This is a genomic window from Asticcacaulis biprosthecium C19 (assembly GCF_000204015.1).
GTDB classification, from domain to species: Bacteria; Pseudomonadota; Alphaproteobacteria; order Caulobacterales; family Caulobacteraceae; genus Asticcacaulis; species Asticcacaulis biprosthecius.
The window spans coordinates 686464-706794 of sequence record NZ_GL883080.1; the positions used below are offsets into that span (position 1 = coordinate 686464).

Annotated in this window: 11 protein-coding genes; 9 read left to right on the forward strand and 2 right to left on the reverse strand. The window is 61.1% G+C overall.

The window, feature by feature from the left end:
- Positions 1-86 precede the first annotated feature (86 nt).
- Complete coding sequence (locus ABI_RS21585) at positions 87-1034, reverse strand: alpha/beta hydrolase (RefSeq protein ID WP_040309830.1); 948 nt, start codon at positions 1032-1034, stop codon at positions 87-89.
- Positions 1035-1556: 522 nt separating this feature from the next.
- Here ABI_RS21585 and ABI_RS21590 point away from each other — a divergent pair.
- The 6 genes from ABI_RS21590 (at position 1557) to ABI_RS21615 (ending at position 10535) form a co-directional block, all read left to right on the forward strand.
- Entirely contained in the window at positions 1557-2582 is a 1026-nt protein-coding gene (locus tag ABI_RS21590; protein ID WP_006275201.1) for an alpha/beta hydrolase, read from the forward strand.
- Positions 2579-3112, forward strand: a complete 534-nt coding sequence (locus ABI_RS21595) for a DUF3237 domain-containing protein (RefSeq protein ID WP_006275202.1) — start codon at positions 2579-2581, stop codon at positions 3110-3112. Before ABI_RS21590 ends, ABI_RS21595 begins: the two co-directional genes overlap by 4 nt.
- 123 nt (positions 3113-3235) lie before the next feature.
- Entirely contained in the window at positions 3236-4792 is a 1557-nt protein-coding gene (locus ABI_RS21600; RefSeq protein ID WP_006275203.1) for an alpha-N-arabinofuranosidase, read from the forward strand.
- A 100-nt stretch (positions 4793-4892) separates the two neighbouring features.
- On the forward strand, positions 4893-6989 hold the full coding sequence (locus ABI_RS21605) for an alpha-L-arabinofuranosidase family protein (RefSeq protein WP_006275204.1): 2097 nt from the start codon (positions 4893-4895) through the stop codon (positions 6987-6989).
- Between the two features lie 9 nt (positions 6990-6998).
- Complete coding sequence (locus ABI_RS21610) at positions 6999-9650, forward strand: glycoside hydrolase family 3 protein (RefSeq protein WP_006275205.1); 2652 nt, start codon at positions 6999-7001, stop codon at positions 9648-9650.
- A gap of 3 nt (positions 9651-9653) precedes the next feature.
- Positions 9654-10535 carry an alpha/beta hydrolase gene (locus tag ABI_RS21615; RefSeq protein WP_006275206.1) on the forward strand — a complete coding sequence of 294 codons (882 nt, stop codon included), beginning with the start codon at positions 9654-9656 and terminating at the stop codon, positions 10533-10535.
- 24 nt (positions 10536-10559) lie between these two features.
- Here ABI_RS21615 and ABI_RS21620 read toward each other — a convergent pair whose 3' ends face one another.
- Positions 10560-13211, reverse strand: coding sequence for a glycoside hydrolase family 31 protein (locus ABI_RS21620; protein WP_006275207.1), 2652 nt, complete (start codon positions 13209-13211; stop codon positions 10560-10562).
- A gap of 130 nt (positions 13212-13341) precedes the next feature.
- Between ABI_RS21620 and ABI_RS21625 the strand changes: the two genes are divergently transcribed.
- From ABI_RS21625 to ABI_RS21635, 3 genes are all read left to right on the forward strand, one after another.
- Positions 13342-14352: a zinc-binding alcohol dehydrogenase family protein gene (locus ABI_RS21625; RefSeq protein WP_040309832.1), complete on the forward strand. Its 1011-nt coding sequence runs from the start codon at positions 13342-13344 to the stop codon at positions 14350-14352.
- Positions 14353-14369: 17 nt separating this feature from the next.
- Positions 14370-16241: a glycoside hydrolase family 97 protein gene (locus tag ABI_RS21630; protein ID WP_006275209.1), complete on the forward strand. Its 1872-nt coding sequence runs from the start codon at positions 14370-14372 to the stop codon at positions 16239-16241.
- Between the two features lie 598 nt (positions 16242-16839).
- Positions 16840-20259, forward strand: a complete 3420-nt coding sequence (locus ABI_RS21635) for a TonB-dependent receptor (RefSeq protein ID WP_006275210.1) — start codon at positions 16840-16842, stop codon at positions 20257-20259.
- Positions 20260-20331: the final 72 nt, after the last annotated feature.

A 20331-nucleotide genomic window follows, 5' to 3' on the forward strand; every position in this document is an offset into this window, starting at 1 on the left:
ACGTCAGTTTCCGTCGTCTTGTATGTCAAAAAAATCGGTGGCATGGCGGGCGTTACAACCGCCACGCCACCGCGCTACGGGGCTATTCAGCCCTTGGGCTTCATGTAGCCGTGCATGGTCATCCAACTCGCAAAGGCCTCAAACCAGCCGGTGCTGGTCGTTGTCTTCGGATACATGCCGAAACCGTGGCCGCCCTGTTCGTACAGGTGGAACTCGACCGGGCGCTTGGCCGCCTTCCAGCTATCGATCAGGCCGTAACCGGCATTGGCGAAGAAGGGGTCATCAGCCGCCAGAGCGATGAACAGGGGCGGTGCGTCAGCGGGAACGGTGACGGGCATCAGAGGGCCATAGATGTCGCCGATAAAGGCCGGCTTGGCGTCCTCGCCGTACAGCGCGGTCGATAGGGTCAGCATGGCGCCGGCGGAAAAACCGACCATGCCGATACGATCGGGATCGATGTGCCATTCCTTGGAGCGCGAACGCACCAGGGCGAACGCGGCACGGGAATCGGCGATCTGCGGCGCCAGCATCTTGGCAGGATCCTGCTGACCCGGAGGCGCTGGCGGACGGGCGCCAGGGGTGAACATCTGCTTCATCGACTCTTCGAACGCCACCGGGTCGGCCGGCGTCGGGTTGAGGCGGTATTTCAGTACGAAAGCGGCAATGCCCCGGTCAGCGAGCGCCTGGGCCACGTCCCAGCCTTCGTTTTCCATCGACAGGGTGCGGAAACCGCCGCCGGGCGCGACGATGACGGCAGCGCCGGTAGCCTTGGCTGGATCGGGCAGGAATGGGGTGAGGGTCGCCACCGTGACGTTACGGGCGAAGACGCTGCCGTACTGGCTGTGCCAGGCTTCGGGCGCCGTGGCGCCGGGCAGAGGACCGGTGTTCAGGACGATGGCGGTTGGTTGCGCCGGGATGGCGATCGGTGTCATTTTGTCGTCCTGGGCGCTGACGGGTGACGCCATCGCACAGATCAGGGCGATCGCGCCGGCGGCGACGCCGGCCTTCAACTGACGGAAAATGTTCGGTTTCATGGCATTTCCTCTCGTTTATTGTTTTTGGGTACTGCTTTCAGGCTCGGCACGGTGGTCGGAAGCCTGAGTCGTTGCGTACGCCTAACACTCGAAAAAAAAAAGGGCGCATCCGGAAATGCGCCCTGTGCTGTGCCCTGGAGAAGGGGCAGCAAGATCAGGAGCTAGAGGTACGAAAACACCTTGCTCTCTCGGGAGGAGCAAGAACATCGCCAACATATGTTAGCGGTCACACAGGCTAATATATCAGACAATTCTCGTCAATTGCCGTGGGGACGGTATATTGAAAAAAATCTCACGCAGCCAAGTGTGGTGCGATCGAAATGCGCCCAAAAGTAGTTTAACTTATTGAAAAATAAGATATAATAATGTATTATTGTCACGCCAAAAATTTTGCTAATGAAAGGGGGTGTCTCAAAAACGCCATTGCGTGCTTCAAAGTTGCGTTACGATCTAATTCCGCACTTGATTTCGCTTTGATATTGTCAGAGGAATTAAAAAACGAATAATTATAAGGGAGAACTAATGCGCCAGGTGCTTTTTGGCCTCTGCGCCGCGCTCATTGTCGGCGCGGCGGGCCCTGCCATGGCCCAGTCGGTACGCGTGGACCGGATCACGGTTCACAGCCAGGCCCTGGACGGGAATCTTGAAGGTAACACGGCAGAGCGCAGTGTCACCGTCTATCTGCCGCCGGACTATGACTCCAACAGCCAGAAGCGGTACCCGGTGCTCTACGCGCTGCACGGCTATTCGATCAACAATGACATCTGGTCCAAGGAGATCAAGGCGCCGGAGACAATCGACAGCGCCTATGCCGCCGGCGTTAAGGGCATGATCGTGGTGCTGCCCAATTCGCAGACCCGGCACAATGGCTCCATGTACTCCAGTTCCGCCACGACAGGTGACTTTGAGGGCTTCATCGCCACCGACCTGGTCGCCTATATCGACAGCCACTACCGCACCCTGGCGCAGCGTGAAAGCCGCGGCCTGGCCGGCCATTCCATGGGGGGGTACGGAACGGTTCGCATCGGCATGAAGCATCCCGAGGTGTTCAGCGCGCTCTACGCCATGAGCCCGTGCTGCCTGTCGGCCCGCGGCGCACCGTCACCCGAGGAAGGGCTGAAGCTGGAAGCCCTGAAAACGCCGGAAGAGGCGCAGGCCCTTGGCTTTTTCGTTCGTGCCACATTGGCCGTGTCGTCGGCCTGGTCGCCGAACCCCAACAAACCACCGTTTTATCTCGACCTGCCGACAAAGGATGGCGTGGCCCAACCCGATGTCCTGGCGCGCTGGGCCGCCAATGCGCCGCTGTCCATGGTGCATCAGTATATTCCGAACATGCGCCGCTATACCGCCATCGCCTTTGATGTTGGTGACCGCGACGGCCTGAAGACCGATACCGAGGCGCTGAGTGCTGCGTTGACGACCTATAAGGTTGCCAATAGCTTCGAACTTTATGACGGCGACCATGTCAGCGGCGTCGCTGACCGGTTCCAGAACCATGTCCTGCCCTTCTTCGCCAAGCACCTGGCCTTTGTTCCGGTCGGGCAATGAAGCGCGTCTTTAGGCCTTTACTGGCGGGTCTGGCTCTGGCCGGTGCCGTGTGGTCAGCACCGGCCTTGGCGCAAACGGATCCGCTGTCTCCGCGCCTGGAGTTCGCCTTCGAAGAAGTTGTGTTGCTGGGCGCAGGCGAAAATCCCGGCAAGACCCCCATGGGCGAGCGCTACATCATCCCCATTACCGGCGGGACATTTGACGGCCCCGGTGACGGTGGTGGGTTCAAGGGCATTGTTCGGGCCGGCGGTTGGGACTGGCAGTTGAAACGCGCCGACGGGTGCGTGTGGGCGACGGCGGATTATATGTTGCAGACCGACGACGGCGCCGTCATCAACGTGCGCAACCAGGGGCCAATGTGTCCGCCGAAGGAAGGGCAGGAAGGTGGCCAGATCTTTTTGACACCCGTCTTCGAAGCGCCGCTGGGCCGTTACGAATGGCTGAACCAGGCGGCCTTTGTGGCGCGCCTGGAGATCGTCACCCACGAAGGCAAGCCCGCCGTCCGCATTCGTTTCTACCGGGTGCGCTGAATGCCGCGAGACTCAACTATACTGTATCCGGCCCGCCGCATCTGGTAACGCTAACATCAGGCTGGCAGCAGCCGAAACGAAAAAGGCGCCGCTAAGCCGGTGCCGCAAACCTTGGGAGGTACTATGAAGTCCATTCTGTTGATGGCTGCCGTGTCGCTGGTGGCTTTGTCACTGCCGGCTCAGGCTCAGGACAGCGTAACGGTCACGGTTGACGCCGCCAAGCCGGGCGCCAAGATCGACCGGCGCATCTTCGGCCAGTTCGCCGAACACCTGGGCAGCGGCATCTATGAAGGCATCTGGGTCGGCAAGGACTCGGCCATCCCCAACACCCGCGGCATCCGCAATGACGTGGTCGCGGCGCTGAAGGCGATCAAGGTTCCGGTGGTGCGCTGGCCCGGCGGCTGTTTCGCCGACGAATATCACTGGCGTCGCGGCATTGGTCCGGAACGCAAGGCCATGATGAACGCCAACTGGGGCGGCGTGATCGAACCCAATACCTTTGGCACCGACGAGTTCATGGATTTTGCCAATCAGGTCGGCGCCGAAGCCTATCTCTCGGTCAATGTCGGCTCGGGCACCGTCGGCGAAGCCGCCGAATGGCTGGAATACATGACGGCCAATACGAAAGACGCCATGGGCGCCGAACGCGCCGCCAATGGTCATCCTGAACCCTACAAGGTGCCCTTTGTCGGCCTCGGCAACGAAAGCTGGGACTGCGGCGGCGGGATGACGGCGGACTTCTACACCAGCCAGATGAAGATGCATTCGCGCTTCGTCCGCAACTACAACCCGGCCGCGCCGATGCAGCGCATAGCGGTAGGGCCCAATGGCGGAAACACCGAATATACCGAAGCGGTGATGAAGGCCTATGCCGGCCGAAGCTGGGCGTGGAGCATCGAAGGCCTGTCGCTGCACCAGTACACCACCGGCGGTGGTTTCCCTGTGTCCCAACCGGCCACAGGCTTCACCGAAAAACAATACGCCGTCATCCTCAAGGACACTCTTGGGATGGAGGACCTGGTCAAAACGCACTCGGCGATCATGGACAAGTATGATCCGGAGAAGAAGGTCTCCCTGGTCGTCGACGAATGGGGCGCCTGGTACGTCGCCACCGCCGGCACCGATCCCGGCTTCCTGATGCAGCAGAATACCCAACGCGACGCCGTTCTGGCCGCGCTGAACATCAACATCTTCGCCCGCCACTCGGATCGCGTCCGCATGGCCAATATCGCCCAGATGATCAATGTCCTGCAGGCCATGATCCTGACCGATAAGGACAAGATGTTGCTCACGCCGACCTATCACGTCTTCAAGATGTACGTGCCGTTCCAGGACGCCACCTATATTCCGGTGACCTTCGATGCCGGGACCTACACCTACGAGGGCATCACGCTGCCGCGTGTCGACGCTGTGGCCGCCAAGGGCGCGGACGGTAAGCTCTATGTCTCGCTGACCAACCTCGATCCGAACAAGCCCGTCGATATCGACACCGCCTTCCTGGGCGTCAAGGCCAAGTCGGTCTCGGGCGAGACCCTGGCAGCGCCGAAGTTCGACTCCTACAACGACTTCGCCGCGCCCAACACGGTTGCGCCGAAACCGGTCTCGGTGAAGCTGAAGGACGGCAAGGCCGTGGTGCGGCTGGCCCCGGCCTCCGTCACCGTCCTCACGATCACCATGTAAGTGCAACGCCCCCGGTCGCCCGGGGCACCTTCCTCTATCCCTGTTTTCACGGACTTGCCGCGCCGAAAGCCGGCCTGTGTCCGAAATCGCGAGGTTATCCATGCCCCAAGATCCCATGCCCCAAGACAAGAATTCCTCCCTGTCCAGGCGCCAGGCCCTGATGACCGGCGCCGTCGCCGCCGCCTTCGCGGGTTTCCCCGCAATGGCTCAGTCCGGGGGCATCGCCTCGACCATCCAGGCTGGCCGCGAAGGCCCGGCCCTCAACCCGTTCCTGTATGGCGGCTTCCTCGAACACATCGGCAACCTGATTAATCACAGCCTGTGGAGCGAGGTGCTCGACGATCGGAAGTTCTTCCAGCCCATCAACTCGCAGCCGTCACCCAAGGCCGACGGCCCGGCGTCGCGCCGGCGCGACATGTTGAAATGGGTGCCGGTCGGCCCTGACAGCGCCGTGACCATGGACAAGACAGCGCCCTATGTCGGCGAACAGTCGCCGGTGGTGGCCCTGGCCGGCGCCGAACCTCGCGGTATCGCCCAGTCGGGCCTGAGCCTGGCGAAGAAAGACTATACCGGTCGCGTCGTCATCTCCGCTGACGGTTTGGCCGAACTCTCCGCCACCCTGGTCTGGGGCAGTGGGCCGGGTGACCGCCAGACCGTCAAGCTTGCGGCCGGCAACGCGTGGAGCACGGTGCCGCTGCGATTTTCCTCCCAAGCCGATACCGAGGAAGCGCGCCTCGAAATCACCGGCACCGGTACCGGAACATTCTGCATCGGCGCCGTCTCGCTGATGCCGGCGGACAATATCAAGGGCTTCCGCGCCGACACCATCGCCCTGATGAAGGAAGTTGATTGCAAGATTCTGCGCATCCCGGGCGGCAACTTCATCTCCGCCTACGACTGGAAGAACACCATCGGCTATCCGGACAAGCGCCCGCCGATCCTCGATCCGGTGTGGAACTTCGCCCAGCCGAACGATGTCGGCGTCGATGAACTGCTGCAGATGTGCCAACTGATCAACGCCGAACCCAGCTGGTGCGTCAGCACCGGCTTCGACGGCCCGCGCTCCGGCGCCGAACAGGTCGAATATGTCAACGGCGCCGCCGACACCGAATGGGGCGCCAAGCGCGCGGCCAATGGCCACCCGGAGCCTTATCGCGTCAAATACTGGAACATCGGCAACGAGATGTACGGCCACTGGCAGATGGGCCACATCCCGATGAAGCAGTACTTCGTCAAGCACAACATGTTCGCCGACGCCATGCGCAAGGTCGATCCGTCGATCTATATCATCGCGCCCGGTGGTTTCGCCGACGAGATGACGACGGGGCAGGGGATCTTCATCGAAGGCCAGCCCCAGGTCGAATTCGGTTCAGACCGCGACTGGGCTCACGGTATGCTCGCCAATTCCTGGGGCAAGTTCGACGCCCTGGCCACCCACGCCTATCCGCCGGAAAACAAGAAGTTCGACGTCAAGACCGGCAAGCTGTTTGACGTCGAACGGCCCCTGGTCGAATGGGCGCGCCAGCCCGCCAACCGCGTCCTCACCATGGTCGAATGCTGGGAGGAGTATAAACGCCGCTTCCCGGCGCTCAACGACGGCAAGGTCAAGGTCTATTTCGACGAATATGCCTACAGCTTCCGCCAGACCCTGAAGACCTGCCTGGCCATGGGTATGTGCCTGCACGAATTCTTCCGTCATACGGATTTCATCGACATGGCCGGCTACACCATGGCCACTGGCTGGATCGACGTCGATCGCACCCGGTCGGTCATCAGCGCCACCGGCCGAATGTACCAGATGTACAACCAGCATTTCGGCACCATACCCGTAGCCGTGACCGGCAATTCGCCGGTGCCGGCGCCGCAATATCCGGCCGGCGGCGACCAGCCGCGCGTCAATGCCGGTAGCGCCACCTATCCGCTGGACCTGTCCGCCGCCCTGACCGCCGACCGCAAGGCCCTGATCGTCGCCGTGGTCAATGCCACGGAGCAGGCCCAAAGCCTCAACCTGACTTTGGACGGCTTCAAGGCGCGCAAGACCGGACGATGCTGGAAGCTGACCGGCCACGGCGTCGAAGCGCAAAACCAGGTCGGCAAGGCGCCACAAGTGGTGATTGCCGAAAACACCTTCACCACCGCATCGGCGATCAAGGTCGCGCCGATCAGCGTCGAACTCTACGAATTTGCCCGCGCTTAGGGGAGCACCATGAAACGAAATCTTACGCACTACAGCCTGAACGCATCGGTCCTGGCTTTGCTCGTCTGCCTCTCGGCGCCCACCGCTCAGGCGCAGAATCCACTGGAGAGCCCGGCTTATCAGGACACCACCAAAACAGCGGAGCAACGCGCCGCCGACCTGGTGTCACGCATGAGCCTGGAAGAAAAGGCGGCGCAACTGATCAACGACGCACCGGCTATCCCGCGGCTTGGGGTGCGTGAATATAACTGGTGGAACGAAGGCCTGCACGGCGTCGCCGCCCATGGCTACGCCACCGTCTTCCCGCAGGCGGTCGGTATGGCCGCGACCTTCGACGAGCCCCTGATCCATAGGGTTGCCGACACGATCAGCGTCGAATTCCGCGCCAAATACGTCGCCAGCCGCCACCGTTTCGGCGGTTCCGACTGGTTCCGCGGCCTGACGGTGTGGTCACCGAACATCAACATCTTCCGCGACCCGCGCTGGGGCCGCGGCCAGGAAACCTATGGCGAAGATCCCTACCTGACGGCGCGCATCGGCGTCGCCTTCGTTAAGGGTCTGCAAGGCGAGGACCCGGTCTATTACCGCACCATTGCCACGCCCAAGCATTACGCCGTCCACAGCGGTCCCGAAGCCAGCCGTCACCGCGACAATATCAACCCGTCGCGCTACGACCTGGAAGACACCTACCTGCCGGCCTTTCGGGCAACGATCGTCGAAGGCAAGGCCGTGTCGATCATGTGCGCCTACAACGCCATCGATGGCCAACCGGCCTGCGCCAATGACGACCTTCTGGTCAAACACCTGCGCCAGGACTGGGGCTTCAAGGGCTTTGTGGTGTCCGACTGCGATGCCGTCGGCGACATCTATTACAAGACCTCGCACCATTACCGCCCGACCCCGGAAGAGGGCGTCACCGTGGCCTATCAGGCCGGCACCGACCTGATCTGCGGCAACGCCAATGAAGCCGACCACGTCGCCAGCGCCGTGCGCAAGGGCATTCTGCCGGAAAGCCTTGTCGATACGGCGCTCGTGAGGCTGTTCTCGGCGCGCTTCAAACTCGGCCAGTTCGATCCGCCCGCCCAGGTCTTCCCGGCGATCACCGCCGACGATTACGACACCCAGGCCAATCGTGACTTCTCGCAGCACGTGGCGGAATCCGCCATGGTCCTGCTGAAGAACGACGGCCTACTACCCCTGAAGTCTGAGCCGCGCACCATTGCGGTCATCGGTCCCAATGCCGATACAATGGACTCTCTGGTCGGCAACTATAACGGCGACCCGTCCCATCCGGTGACCGTGCTGGCGGGCATCAAGGCCCGCTTCCCCAACGCCACGGTGCGCTATGCGCAAGGGTCTGGCCTGATCGATCCGGTCATGACCGCCGTGCCCGACGACAGCTTTTGCCGCGACAAGGACTGCGCTGCCAAAGGCGTGACCGCCAGCCACTTCGCCTCGCCCGAAATGTCGGGTACGGCGCAAAAATCGGCTGCCGAAGCCGGTATTCACCAGGCCTGGAAGGGCGAACAACGCAGCGGCGCCGTGCGTTATGACGGCTACCTGACCGCGCCGGAAAGCGGCGAATATCGCTTCCGCTATGACGCCAACGGCGGCTATCGCATCTGGGTCAACGACAAGCTGGTCGTCGACGCCTGGCGCGTCGACTGGCGGCCGTCGATTGCGACCGGCGCTGTCCGGCTGGAGGCCGGCAGCCGCAACGCCATCCGTGTCGAATCCTTCCAGCGCCAGGCCGCCGGCGACGAAAAACTGGTCTGGAGCCTGCCGTCCGATACCGGCGCCCAGGAAGCTGTCGCCGCCGCGAAAGAGTCGGATCTGGTGATCTTTGTCGCCGGCCTGTCTCAGCGGGTCGAGGGCGAGGAGATGCGCGTCGAGACCCCGGGCTTCTCCGGCGGCGACCGTACCAGCCTGGACCTGCCGCCCGTCCAGCAGAAGGTGCTGGAACAGGTTTCTGCCACCGGTAAGCCCGTCGTACTGGTCCTGATCAACGGCAGTGCGCTCAGCGTCAACTGGGCCGATAAAAACGTCCCCGCCATTGTCGAAGCCTGGTATCCGGGCGGGCAGGGTGGGGCGGCCGTCGCGCGCCTGATCGCTGGCGACTTCAGCCCGGCCGGCCGTTTGCCCGTGACCTTCTACCGCTCGGCCGACCAGATCCCAGCCTTCACCGACTACACAATGAAAGGGCGGACCTACCGCTACTTCAAGGGGGAGGCGCTTTATCCCTTCGGCTACGGCCTGTCCTACACCAAATTCAGCTATGCCCCGGCGAAACTGTCGGCCGCCAAGGTGGCTGGCAATGGCGAGGTCACCGTCTCCGTCGACGTCACCAACTCCGGCGCCAGGGACGGCGATGAGGTTGTGCAACTCTACCTCAGCCATCCCGGCCAGAAGGACACGCCGATCCGCGCTCTGGCCCGGTTCGACCGCATCCACCTCAAGGCCGGCGAAACCAAGACGGTCACCTTTACCCTCGACAGCCGGGCGCTCAGCACGGTGAACGCCGACGGCTCGCGCTCGGTCAAGCCGGGCAAGGTCAATCTCTGGCTGGGCGGCGGACAGCCGGACCAACGCCCTGGCCTGGCCAAGGCGCCGGGTATCGCCACCACGCTTACCGTAACCTCCGCCCAGACCCTGGAGCCCTGAACCATGATTACCACCCTGAAAAGTACACTGATGATCGCGCTGGCCGCAGCCGGCATGGCCGGTCACGCCGCCGCGGAGTCCGGTCCCTATAAGGTCGTCGTCGAAGAAGACCCGACCCTGCCCGAACATGTAGTATACCGTCCCGCCGATATAAACGGCGTGAAGTCCGGCGCCTTGCCCGTCTATGTCTTTGGCAACGGCGCCTGCAGCCATGACGGCACCAGTTCGCGCAATCACCTGGCGGAAATCGCCTCGCACGGCTATCTGGTGGTCGCCCCGGGCATCATCCCGGCAAACCACCCGGCGCCAGCCGAGGAACAGCGCCAGCCGGGTCAGCTCAAGGCGTCGAATTCCGCGGAATCCCTGACCCAGGCCATCGACTGGGCGCTCAAGGAAAACGGCCGCAGCGACAGCCGCTACTATGGTCGGGTGGCGGCGGACAAGGTTGCTGCATCGGGTTTTAGCTGCGGCGGCTTACAGGCGATATCCGTCGCCAGGGACCCGCGCATTTCAACGGTTGTCGTTATGAACAGCGGGGTCTTCAATGACGGCAATCCCATTGCGGGCATTAATGTCAGCAAGGCCATGCTGGCCGATCTGCATGGATCGGTCATCTATGTTCTGGGCGGTCCAACCGACATTGCTTACAACAACGGCCGTGACGACTATAAGCGGATCAACCATATTCCCGCGGCCTATGTTGACATTCCCGTCGGCCATGGCGGCACCTATATGGAACCGAACGGTGGCATCGGAGCGGAAATCGTCACCGCCTGGCTGGACTGGAAGCTGAAGGGCGACGCGTCGGCGGCCGATAAATTCAGCGGCGAGAGCTGTGGCTACTGCGTCGACAAACGCATCATTTATGAAAAGAAGAACTTCTGACAGCACCCGCCTCTGGCCGAAAGATCAGAGAGTGATCGTCGTTCGGCGGCCGGTGTAGATGATCTCCACACCCTCACTCACGTCGAGCGGAGGTTGATCCGGTGAGACAAGATGGAGGCGGAAATGCCGTCGATCCGGCATGCCATCGAACCGGCCCGCGCGGGCGCCAATGGTCAGTTCTCTGCTGCTATCCTTCCAATTTATTGGAATTGTGCTGCACGCGCCGCTTTCGTAGCCATAGGTCAGGCCGTCGTCTTCATAGAGCGCGAACGTGCCGTCGCGGCCGGGGAAGACCAGGATATCGAGGACCTGACCGGTGATCTCCGCGGTGGACTGGACCGTCGGCCCCAGCGGCAGAACGGTTCCGGCGCGCACGTGAACGGGAATTTGCGCCAGAGGCGAGGGGACCTGATGGGTTTCACCGCCGCTGCGATGGGCGCCACTCCACAGGTCGTACCAGCCGCCGGGCGATGGGGGAAGATAGACCGGCCATTGTGTGGCGCCCGGTTCCAGCACAGGCGCCACCAGCAGTCCGGGGCCGAACATGTAGCTGTGTTTCTGGTCCAGGGCCTGCGTATCCGTGCGGAAGTCGAAGACCAGCGGGCGGATAAGCGGCATGCCCTGGCGGTGGGCGACCGCCGCCAGGCTGTAGATGTAAGGAAAAAGCCGGTAGCGCAGGTTCAGGTAGTCGCGCGCCACGCCTTCGACCGTCTCGCCGTAGCGCCAGAATTCCGTGTCGGTCATATAGCCATGCACGCGTTGCAACGGCAGGAAGGTGGCGTACTGGAACCAGCGGATGAAGCGCTCGTGATAGGCTGTGTCGGTGTATTGCGACGGTCCCGGCCGGAAGAAGCCACCGGCATCGACCGTCCAGTAGGGATAGCCGGCCGCCGCCATGTTCAATCCGGCGGGGATCTGCCGCTTCAGCGTCTCCCAGTCGTTGCCGATGTCGCCCGACCATGTGGCCGCCGCATACTGCTGCTGGCCCAGGAAGGCGGACCGCGTCAGGGTAAAGACCCGCCGGTCGGGATAGTCGCGGCGCTGGCCGTCAAAGACCGTCCGTGACACCTGCAACGGATAGGTCAGCCGGACGTGCTCGCCCTTGCCGACATGCGTCTGACGACCGACCAGGTCGTCGTTTTCCGGCTCGGTCGCATCCTGCCACCAGGCATCGATACCCAGGGCAGCCAGACGGGTGCTCTGGTTTTGCCAGTAGAAAGCTGACGCCTGCGGATTGAAAAAATCGATCCAGTCCGAGTCGGGGATATAGAAGCCGCGCGCCGCCATGGCCTGGCCCAGTTCCGCCTTGCGATCGACCTTCGACCATACCGACAGCATCAGCCGCATATCCATGCCGTGCAGGTCTTTCACCAGGCCGGCCGGGTCGGGATAATGGTCTTCATCGAAGCGCATGGCGTTCCAGCCATGCTTGCCCCAATATTGCCAGTCCTGCACCATGACGTCGACGGGCAGCTTGCGGCGGCGAAATTCCCGGGCATTGTCGAGGATTTCCTGGGACGATTTGAAGCGTTCGCGGCAATGGATGTAGCCATAAGCCCATTTGGGCATCAGCGGCGTTTCCCCGGTCAGTTGGCGATAGGTCGCCATGATCTGTTCGGCGTCGGGACCGGCGATGACGACGTAATCGATCGCTTGCGCCACATCGGACCGCCATACCGTCTGGTCGCGCACTGCGCCAAACGCCAGGGACGGCGTGTCGTCGGCATTGGCGATGACGCGGACCTTATGGCGGCCGGCGTCCAGGTTGGCCAGGAAGCTGGTGGTGGGCGGCAGCCATAGATTGGTCAGGTCGCTATAGACCTTGCCGTCGATCTCGACATAGTGGCGCGAGGCCATCTTGCGTCCCGTGTCGAGCTGGAAGGCAAAGCGGCCCGCGGTATCCAATTCGAATTCCTGCTCGAACACGGCCTCGGTTCGGGCGATGGTCGCATTGCCGGCGCCGGTGGTGACATTGACGACCTGTCCCTGGGCGTCGACCTCGACTCGGCTGAGTCGAACCTGACGGGACAACGGATTGAGGTCGCTCTTTCCGCCGTTGAGCCACAGGAGGCCATAGCCGCGGCTCGACAGGATGACCGGCAGGCTGATCTGGGTATTGACCTGGGTCAGACGGCGCGGCAGGTGGCGTAGATCGAGCGCGCCATCCTGGAAACAGCCGGTGCCGTAGATATGCTCGCCGGGTGGCGAATCAAACGCCTGCTCAGCGATGAAGACGTCTTCGTCGCCCAGCTTCGAGGGTGTGAGCCGCCGACCGCCTGGCGTTTCGTTGAGCAGAAGGTTGCCGTCCCGGTCGTAGAACCGCGGGCCGGCGGCGTCGATTTCGCACGCTATCGCCGGCAGTTGCAGGCGAATCCTTTCACCGGAGGTCTTTTGCCGGACTTTCGGGCGCCGCCGTTGCGGCAGAATCAGGGTGTCTGGAGCTGCGAGCGACCCTAGCCCAGGCCCGTCCCTGGGCCCGTCCTTGGGAACAAATCGCACGCGGAAGGCCGCATCGGTCAGGGCAAAGATCTGCAGAGTGCCGTCCGGCGTCACGGTGATGTGGTCAGGACCGCGGTCTTTCGGGCTTGACGCGTGGGCGCTGGTCGCTGCGACACCGAGGAGGGCAGCACCGCCCATCAGGACGTGGCGGCGCGCCGGCATACCGGAAAGTTTCATGTTTCACCCATAGTTTCAAGGCATTAGTAGTCAATAGGGACGTCGGTCCAGCATCATCGCAAGCCGGGTCTTGGCAATCTGCATTTTTCCTATATAAAAGTAAATTCCATATGGGTAAATGAATCGTCACATGCTGACCATCTCCTGCAATAAGCCTTTCGACCTTTCTCTGGCCGAACGTCCGGTTCCTGTCCGGCGCGACGGGGACGTTCTGGTGCGCATCCGCCGCATCGGTATGTGCGGCACGGATTTCCACATTTTTTCCGGCAATCAGCCCTACCTGTCCTATCCGCGCGTCATGGGCCACGAGTTGTCCGGTGAGGTCCTGGATGCCGACCCCGGCTCTCCTATCCGCATCGGGTCCACGGTGACGATCAACCCGTATTTGCGGTGCAAGACCTGCCATGCTTGCCGGCGCGACAAGCCGAACTGCTGCATGAACATCCGCGTGATGGGCGTCCATATCGACGGCGGCATGGCCGAATATGTGACGGTTCCGGAAGAGGCGATCGTTGACGTTGAGGGCCTCAGCTTTGACCAGGCCGCCATGGTCGAATTCCTGGCCATCGGCATGCACGCCGTCCGCCGTGGCGCTGTCACCTCGGCCGACCGGGTGTTGGTCGTTGGCGCCGGTGCGATTGGCGTCGGCGTGGCCTTGTTTGCCAAGATGACCGGTGCGGATGTGGTCGTAATCGACACCAATGGCGGCCGCCTGAAACGCGCCCGGTCGGTTTGTGCCGGTATCAAGACGACGTTAGCCGATGCCGAAGCCGACGCCTGGCTGAAGGAAGTGACCAATGGCGATTTCTTCGACGTCGTGTTTGACGCATCGGGCAATGCCGGCGCCATGCAAAAGGGTTTCGCTTACGTCGCCCACGGCGGACGCTATGTCCTGGTCAGCGTCGTCAGCAAGGATATCACCTTTTCCGATCCCGAGTTTCACAAGCGCGAAATGCAACTGATCGGCAGCCGCAACGCCACGAAGCATGACTTCCAGATGGTCATCGACATGATTCGCGACGGCGCCATCCCCACCGACAAGCTGCACACCCACTCATTGAACGCGGTCGACCTGCCTAGCCAGGTGCCGGAACTTCTCAAGACGCCCGACGACCTGCTCAAGGCCATCGTCACCATATAAAAAACGGAACAGGGAAGATGTTTGCATTCCTGGCGGTTGCCGCGGCAACCCAGATTGTCCTGTCGTCTCCGGACGGCAAGGTAGAATTGCGGATGGCGGCAGATGGTTCCGCCTTTACAGCCGCGCGAAACAGCGAAGAGGTGGCCTCCGGACATCCCGGCCTGCAACTGGCCGGGGCGCCGGAATTTTCAGATCTGGTGCTGATCAAGCAAACAACATTCAGTGAAAACCGCACGTATCAACTCACCGCGACCAAGGCGGATCACGCCCAGGACAGCTATAACGGCCAACGCCTGACCTTCCGCGAATCGGGCGGCCTGAAGCGCGAACTGTCGATGGAGGTGCGCGCCTATAATGACGGCGTCGCCTGGCGCTACCTCCTGCCGCAGGGCGCAGCCGTCTCCCTGGCGGGGGAAACAACGCAGTTTCGTCCGGCCGGGGACCCAAGCTGCCTGGTCTCGGAGTTCAGCGCGTCGCATGAAAATTACTGGAATTCCTTGCAAGTCTCGCAACTCGACCCCGCCAAGCTCTACGACTATCCCGTCCTGTGTCCGTCACCCAGCGGCAAGACTCATTACGCCATCGTCCAGGCGGGCCTGTCCGGCTATACCGGCTCGGCCCTGAAGCCGGCAGGCGGCGCCTTGACAGTCCAACTCTTCCCGCGCCAGAACGACAAACAGGTGGCGGTCAAATCAAACGACGGCCTGCAAAGCGGCTGGCGCGTGATCATGATGGGCGACCGGGCAGGGGACCTGATCGAATCGCATCTGATCGGCAACCTGTCGGCTCAGGCCACGGGTGATTTTTCCTGGGTCAAGCCCGGCATGGTGGCCTGGGATTGGTGGTCCGGCCCGACGGTCGGCGACAAACCGACCATGGCGCGCTATCGCCGCTTCATCGATTTCGCAGCCGAGTCGGGCTTTCCCTATTTCCTGATCGACGCCGGTTGGGCGCTGAACACCGGCCCGTGCTGCGCGGCTGATCCGCGCACCGACATTACTAAGGGCGAGGCCGGCATCGACATGCCCGCCCTGGCCGCCTATGCCGAATCAAAGGGCGTAGGCCTGCTTCTATGGGCCCACTGGAAACATGTCGAGCCGCGTATGGACCAGGTGCTGGACACCTATAAGGCCTGGGGAATCAAGGGCATCAAGGTCGATTTCATGGAACGCGACGACCAGGATATGGTCGCCTTCTATGAGCGCCTTGCGGCCGAGACTGCCAGACGCCAACTGTTGCTCGACATGCACGGCGCTTTTCCGCCCGTTGGACTATCGCGGACCTACCCCAACTACATAACTCAGGAAGGCGTGCTGGGGGCGGAATACAACAAGTTCCCGTGGGGCAAGGTGACGCCGTCGCACAATGTCCAGTTGGCCTATACCCGCATGCTGCTGGGGCCCATGGACTATACGCCGGGTGGTTTCCGCAATGCGTACCCGGAAGCCTATGCGCAGACTGAGGTGTTTCCATCCACCCGCTTTACTCGTGGTCAGGCCCTGGCGCAGTTCGTGGTGTACGACAGTCCGCTGCAGATGGTGTCGGACGACCCGGCGGCCTATGAAAACGCCGCCGGCTTCGATTTTGTCAAACAGGTACCGACGGCCTGGGACGAGACCCGATTCGTAGCGGGCACGCCTGATACCTACGTCGTCATTGCCCGCCGAAAAGGACGGACGTGGTACGTGGGCGCCCTGAACAATGAAACCGCGCGAATCATCGACATTCCGCTCGGGTTCCTGGCGCATGGCACTCACAAGGCTGTGATCTGGCAGGACGGCGAAACGGCGAATCACGCCGATCGGACAGAAAAGCAGCTATCTCGTGGAGACAGCGTCCGGGTCGAAATGGAACGTGGCGGCGGCGCTGTGCTGGTGATCGGCAACTGATCCATTCACGTCTTCGCTGAGTGCCGTCACCAGGATTGCGGATAACGACGAAATGGTACAAATTGGAAGCGCTTCCTAACGCTCGGAATGGCAAGGGTTTTTTGCAAAAAGTACGACTATTTATTCGCGCAATGTAGTTTTATCTGTAAAAGCTCTGGTGCGTTTCCGATGGTCTTGCTGGCCTGTAATGTGGCTATTACATGTCATTGCGTGGGTCCGCATTTCGAAAACCATCATAAATTTAAATAAAAACAATATTGTAATTCGTCGAATTTGGACACGCGCTCGTGCGAAATCTTGTCTTGACTCATACCAGATATGAAATGAAATGACCCATGCGAAACGAAAGTGTCGCAATCGCGCCACGGGGGTGACACAATCTTCAAAATTGTCCGACTTTTATACTTGAAAGTATGTGACCGCTATCATACCGTCGTTAGGTGTTTGCGAACCGGGTGGACGCGAAGGGCATGTGAAACGACATGCGGCCCGGAACGTGAGCGTTACAAGTAAGGTTGTTTAAGGCGCGTCCCTTTCCGGGGAGCATAAAATTACCTCGTGGCCCAAGTAGCCAGTTGAGGCAGGGAGACTAAATATCATGAAATCCAAAAGGGACGAATCCGTCCAAAATCAAGGCGTTGCCCGTCGTTCTCGTCTGAGCGTGGCGTTGCTCGGCTCGACGGCTCTGGCCGCCGCGCTTCTGTCGACAGCAGCTTTCGCCCAGGACGCAGCACCGGCCGCCGCCGAGGCCGCCCCGCCGGCCGATGACACCGTCGTCGTTGTTACCGGTATCCGTGGCGCGCTCCAATCCGCTTCGAGCATCAAGCGCAAGGCCTCGACCTTCGTTGACTCGATCACAGCTTCGGACGTTTCGGCTCTGCCGGACCTTTCGGTCGCTGAAGCCCTGCAGCGCGTTCCGGGCGTGACTGTCACGCGCTTCACGCTCGGCGGCAGCCCCGACTTCCCGTCGCCCGAAGGTCGCGGTAACCTGATCCGCGGTCTGGGTTTTGTGCGTTCGGAATTCAACGGCCGTGACGCTTTCTCGGCCAATGCCGGTCGTGCACTTGAATGGTCCAGCATTCCGCCGCAGCTCGTCGGCGGCGTTGACGTTTATAAGAACTCGTCGGCCGACTTGATCGAAGGCGGCATCGGCGGCACGATTAACCTGCGCACGCTGGAACCCTTTGATCGCAAGGGCTATTTTGCGTCCGTTTCGGCGGATTTCAACTATGGTGACCTGGCCAAGAAGTGGTCGCCATCCTACAACGCCATGATCGGCAATCGCTGGCAGACGGATATCGGTGAATTCGGCCTGATGGGCTCCTATTCGACCTCGAAGCTGCTGTCGCGGATCGAAGGCTGGCAGCAGCCTGCGCCGATCCCGCGCGTTATTGGCGCCAATGGCAACAGCACGGGCGAGCGTCTCACCCACGAGCCGCGGACGACCACTGACCCGATTGCCGGCGCCATGCTGGGTTTCCAGATGCGTACCAACGATGTCGATCGTAATCGTGACAGCTTCTATATCGCCGGGCAATGGAAGAATGACAATTCCCGCCTGACCGCCAAGTACATCCGTGTTGACAACGAGACCCAGGGCGTCGAGCGTACGCTCGAATCCTTCCCGGGCGGCAACAATAACCAGCTCTACTCCTTCAGCAATGCTGTGTACGACACGAGCTGGTCCACCCCGGCTCTGAATCTCTGTAACGACCCGAACGCTGACGCTACGCGCGGTCAGGACTACTGCGAAAAGACTTTTGCGACTACGGGCGGCCTGATGCAGTCCGGCCTGATCACCAAGGACGAAGATTCGTGGTTTGGAGCCTATGGTCTCCATATCGACGTTCTGTCGATCGGCAAGACTGAGAAGTCGACGACCGAAGACCTGAGCCTGAACTATAAGTGGCGTCCGACAGACCGCCTGTATGTCGAGCTCGACGCGCAGCAGACCAAGGCCACGGCCTCGGTTGACGAGCTGTGGGGCGGTACCACGACTTTTGCTATGGCCCAAATTGCGGCTGACCTTGACAACCCGCGTGTTCGTTTGACGATTGATCCGCGGACACGGTTCAGCGACGCCTTCAACGGCAACGGCGGTTATGTCTCTACGCCGATTACCGGCACGGACGATCCCAGCAATACGTTCTGGAAGTTCAACTCGCAGGGCCATCAGCGCGGCACCGGTGAATTGACGGCCTTCCGCGCCGATGTGCAATACGACTTCGAGGACAATGCCTGGTTCAAGTCGGTGAAGTTTGGCGTCCGTACGTCCGAGCGTAGCCAGGTCAACAAGCAAGCAGACCTGAACTGGGGCGGCATCGGACCGCGTTGGGGCAATGTCGGTCTCGGCACACTGGCAGCGATGGATTCCTCGCTGTATGAGAAGATGGATTTCGCTGACTTCTACCGCGACTCCGGCGTGCTGCAGACGGATCAGGGCGGCCAGACCAAGTTCGCGGTCATCAGTTCCGAACTGCTGCTCAATCCCGAGAAAATGCTGCGCTTCATGCAGGCCGATAGCCGACTGTCGAACCCCGATGGTACGCTGAAGACCAACTGGACAACGCAGCTGGATGAGAATTACCAGCCCATCTTTAATCCCGCGAACGTCTCAACCATTGTTGAAAAGACCGACAATGTCTATTTGATGGCCAACTTCGGGCATGACTTCGATAATGGCATGTCGCTCGACGGTAACTTCGGCTTGCGCTACACCTCGACCAAGCTGAATTCGGAAGGATTCCTCAGCTATCGATCGATCGACGCCGATCCGCAAACGGCCTCGACGACGGCCAATCCCCGGACACCGGATGCTGAAAGCCGTGACTCCGTGCAAGACTTCCTGCCGGAAACGACGAGTTTCATGTGCCCGGGACTGTCCGCGGCATTGACGCCAACTGAACAGGCTGCGCCACCCAATGGTGGCGGCTGGACGCCCGCCACAGCACGTTTCCGTGGCTGCCCGGAAGGCCAGATCGGCAAGTCCGAAGCGCAATCCGTCAACATCGACGACGAACACTGGCTACCTTCGTTCAACGTTAAGTGGAATTTGAACGAAGACATGTTGATCCGTTTTGGGGCCAGCAAGAACATCAGCCGTCCGAACATCCAGGACATGCGTGCCGGCCAACAAATGCGTGCCGTTACTGCCCGTTTGGCTTTCCCGGTCATCCCGAGATGTGTGCCCCAAGCCCCCGCAACGACCTGTACCGAGGATCCATTGTTCGGTGTTGACCGCGGTGCGTCGTCCTTCCAGCTGGAGCAAATGCGTGTCACGGGTGGTAACCCCAGACTTAAGCCGACGACCTCGATCAACTATGATCTGTCATGGGAGTGGTACTTCCAGGGCGGGACGGTTTCGACGGCCTTCTTCAAGAAGGAACTGAAGAACATCATCCAAAGCGGCGACGAGACGTTGGGGTCCATGACCCTCGATGGCAAGACGGTCAGCGTGGTCTATGGTGGTCTGGTCAACCAGGAGACAGCCGATATTCAGGGTGTCGAACTGGCCTACCAGCAGTTCTATGACTTCCTGCCGGGTTGGATGTCGCACCTCGGTATGCAAGCCAACTTCACCTATATCGACGCAAGCGCTGCTCCCCCGCCGCCCTTCGTCGACGCAGATGGCGATGGCACGCCTGACTCCTACGCCACCATCTATCGCTTTGGCGTCAACAACCTGCTGGGGCAATCCAAGTACATCCTCAACGTTGTCGGTATCTATCAGGACGACAAATGGGAAGGTCGCCTGGCTTACAACTGGCGCGATGAGAACCTGACCACCTACCGTGACTACATCACCGGTGGTCCGATCTTTAACTCGGCGGTTGGTTTCCTGGACGGCTCGATCAAGTACGACGTGAACCAAAAGCTTCAGGTGTCCTTGAACGCGTCGAACCTGCTCGACACCAAGAACAAGGCCGAAGCGCAAATCAGCGCAGATGGCCAACGCGTTGATCGCTTCAGCTTCCTGAACGACCGTCGCTTTGTTTTGAGCGTTCGCTACCAGTACTAAGTGCGCAACGCATGACGTCCGGCAAGGGGTGGGAAATACACCCACCCCTTGTTTGGTCATGTTGCGTACATA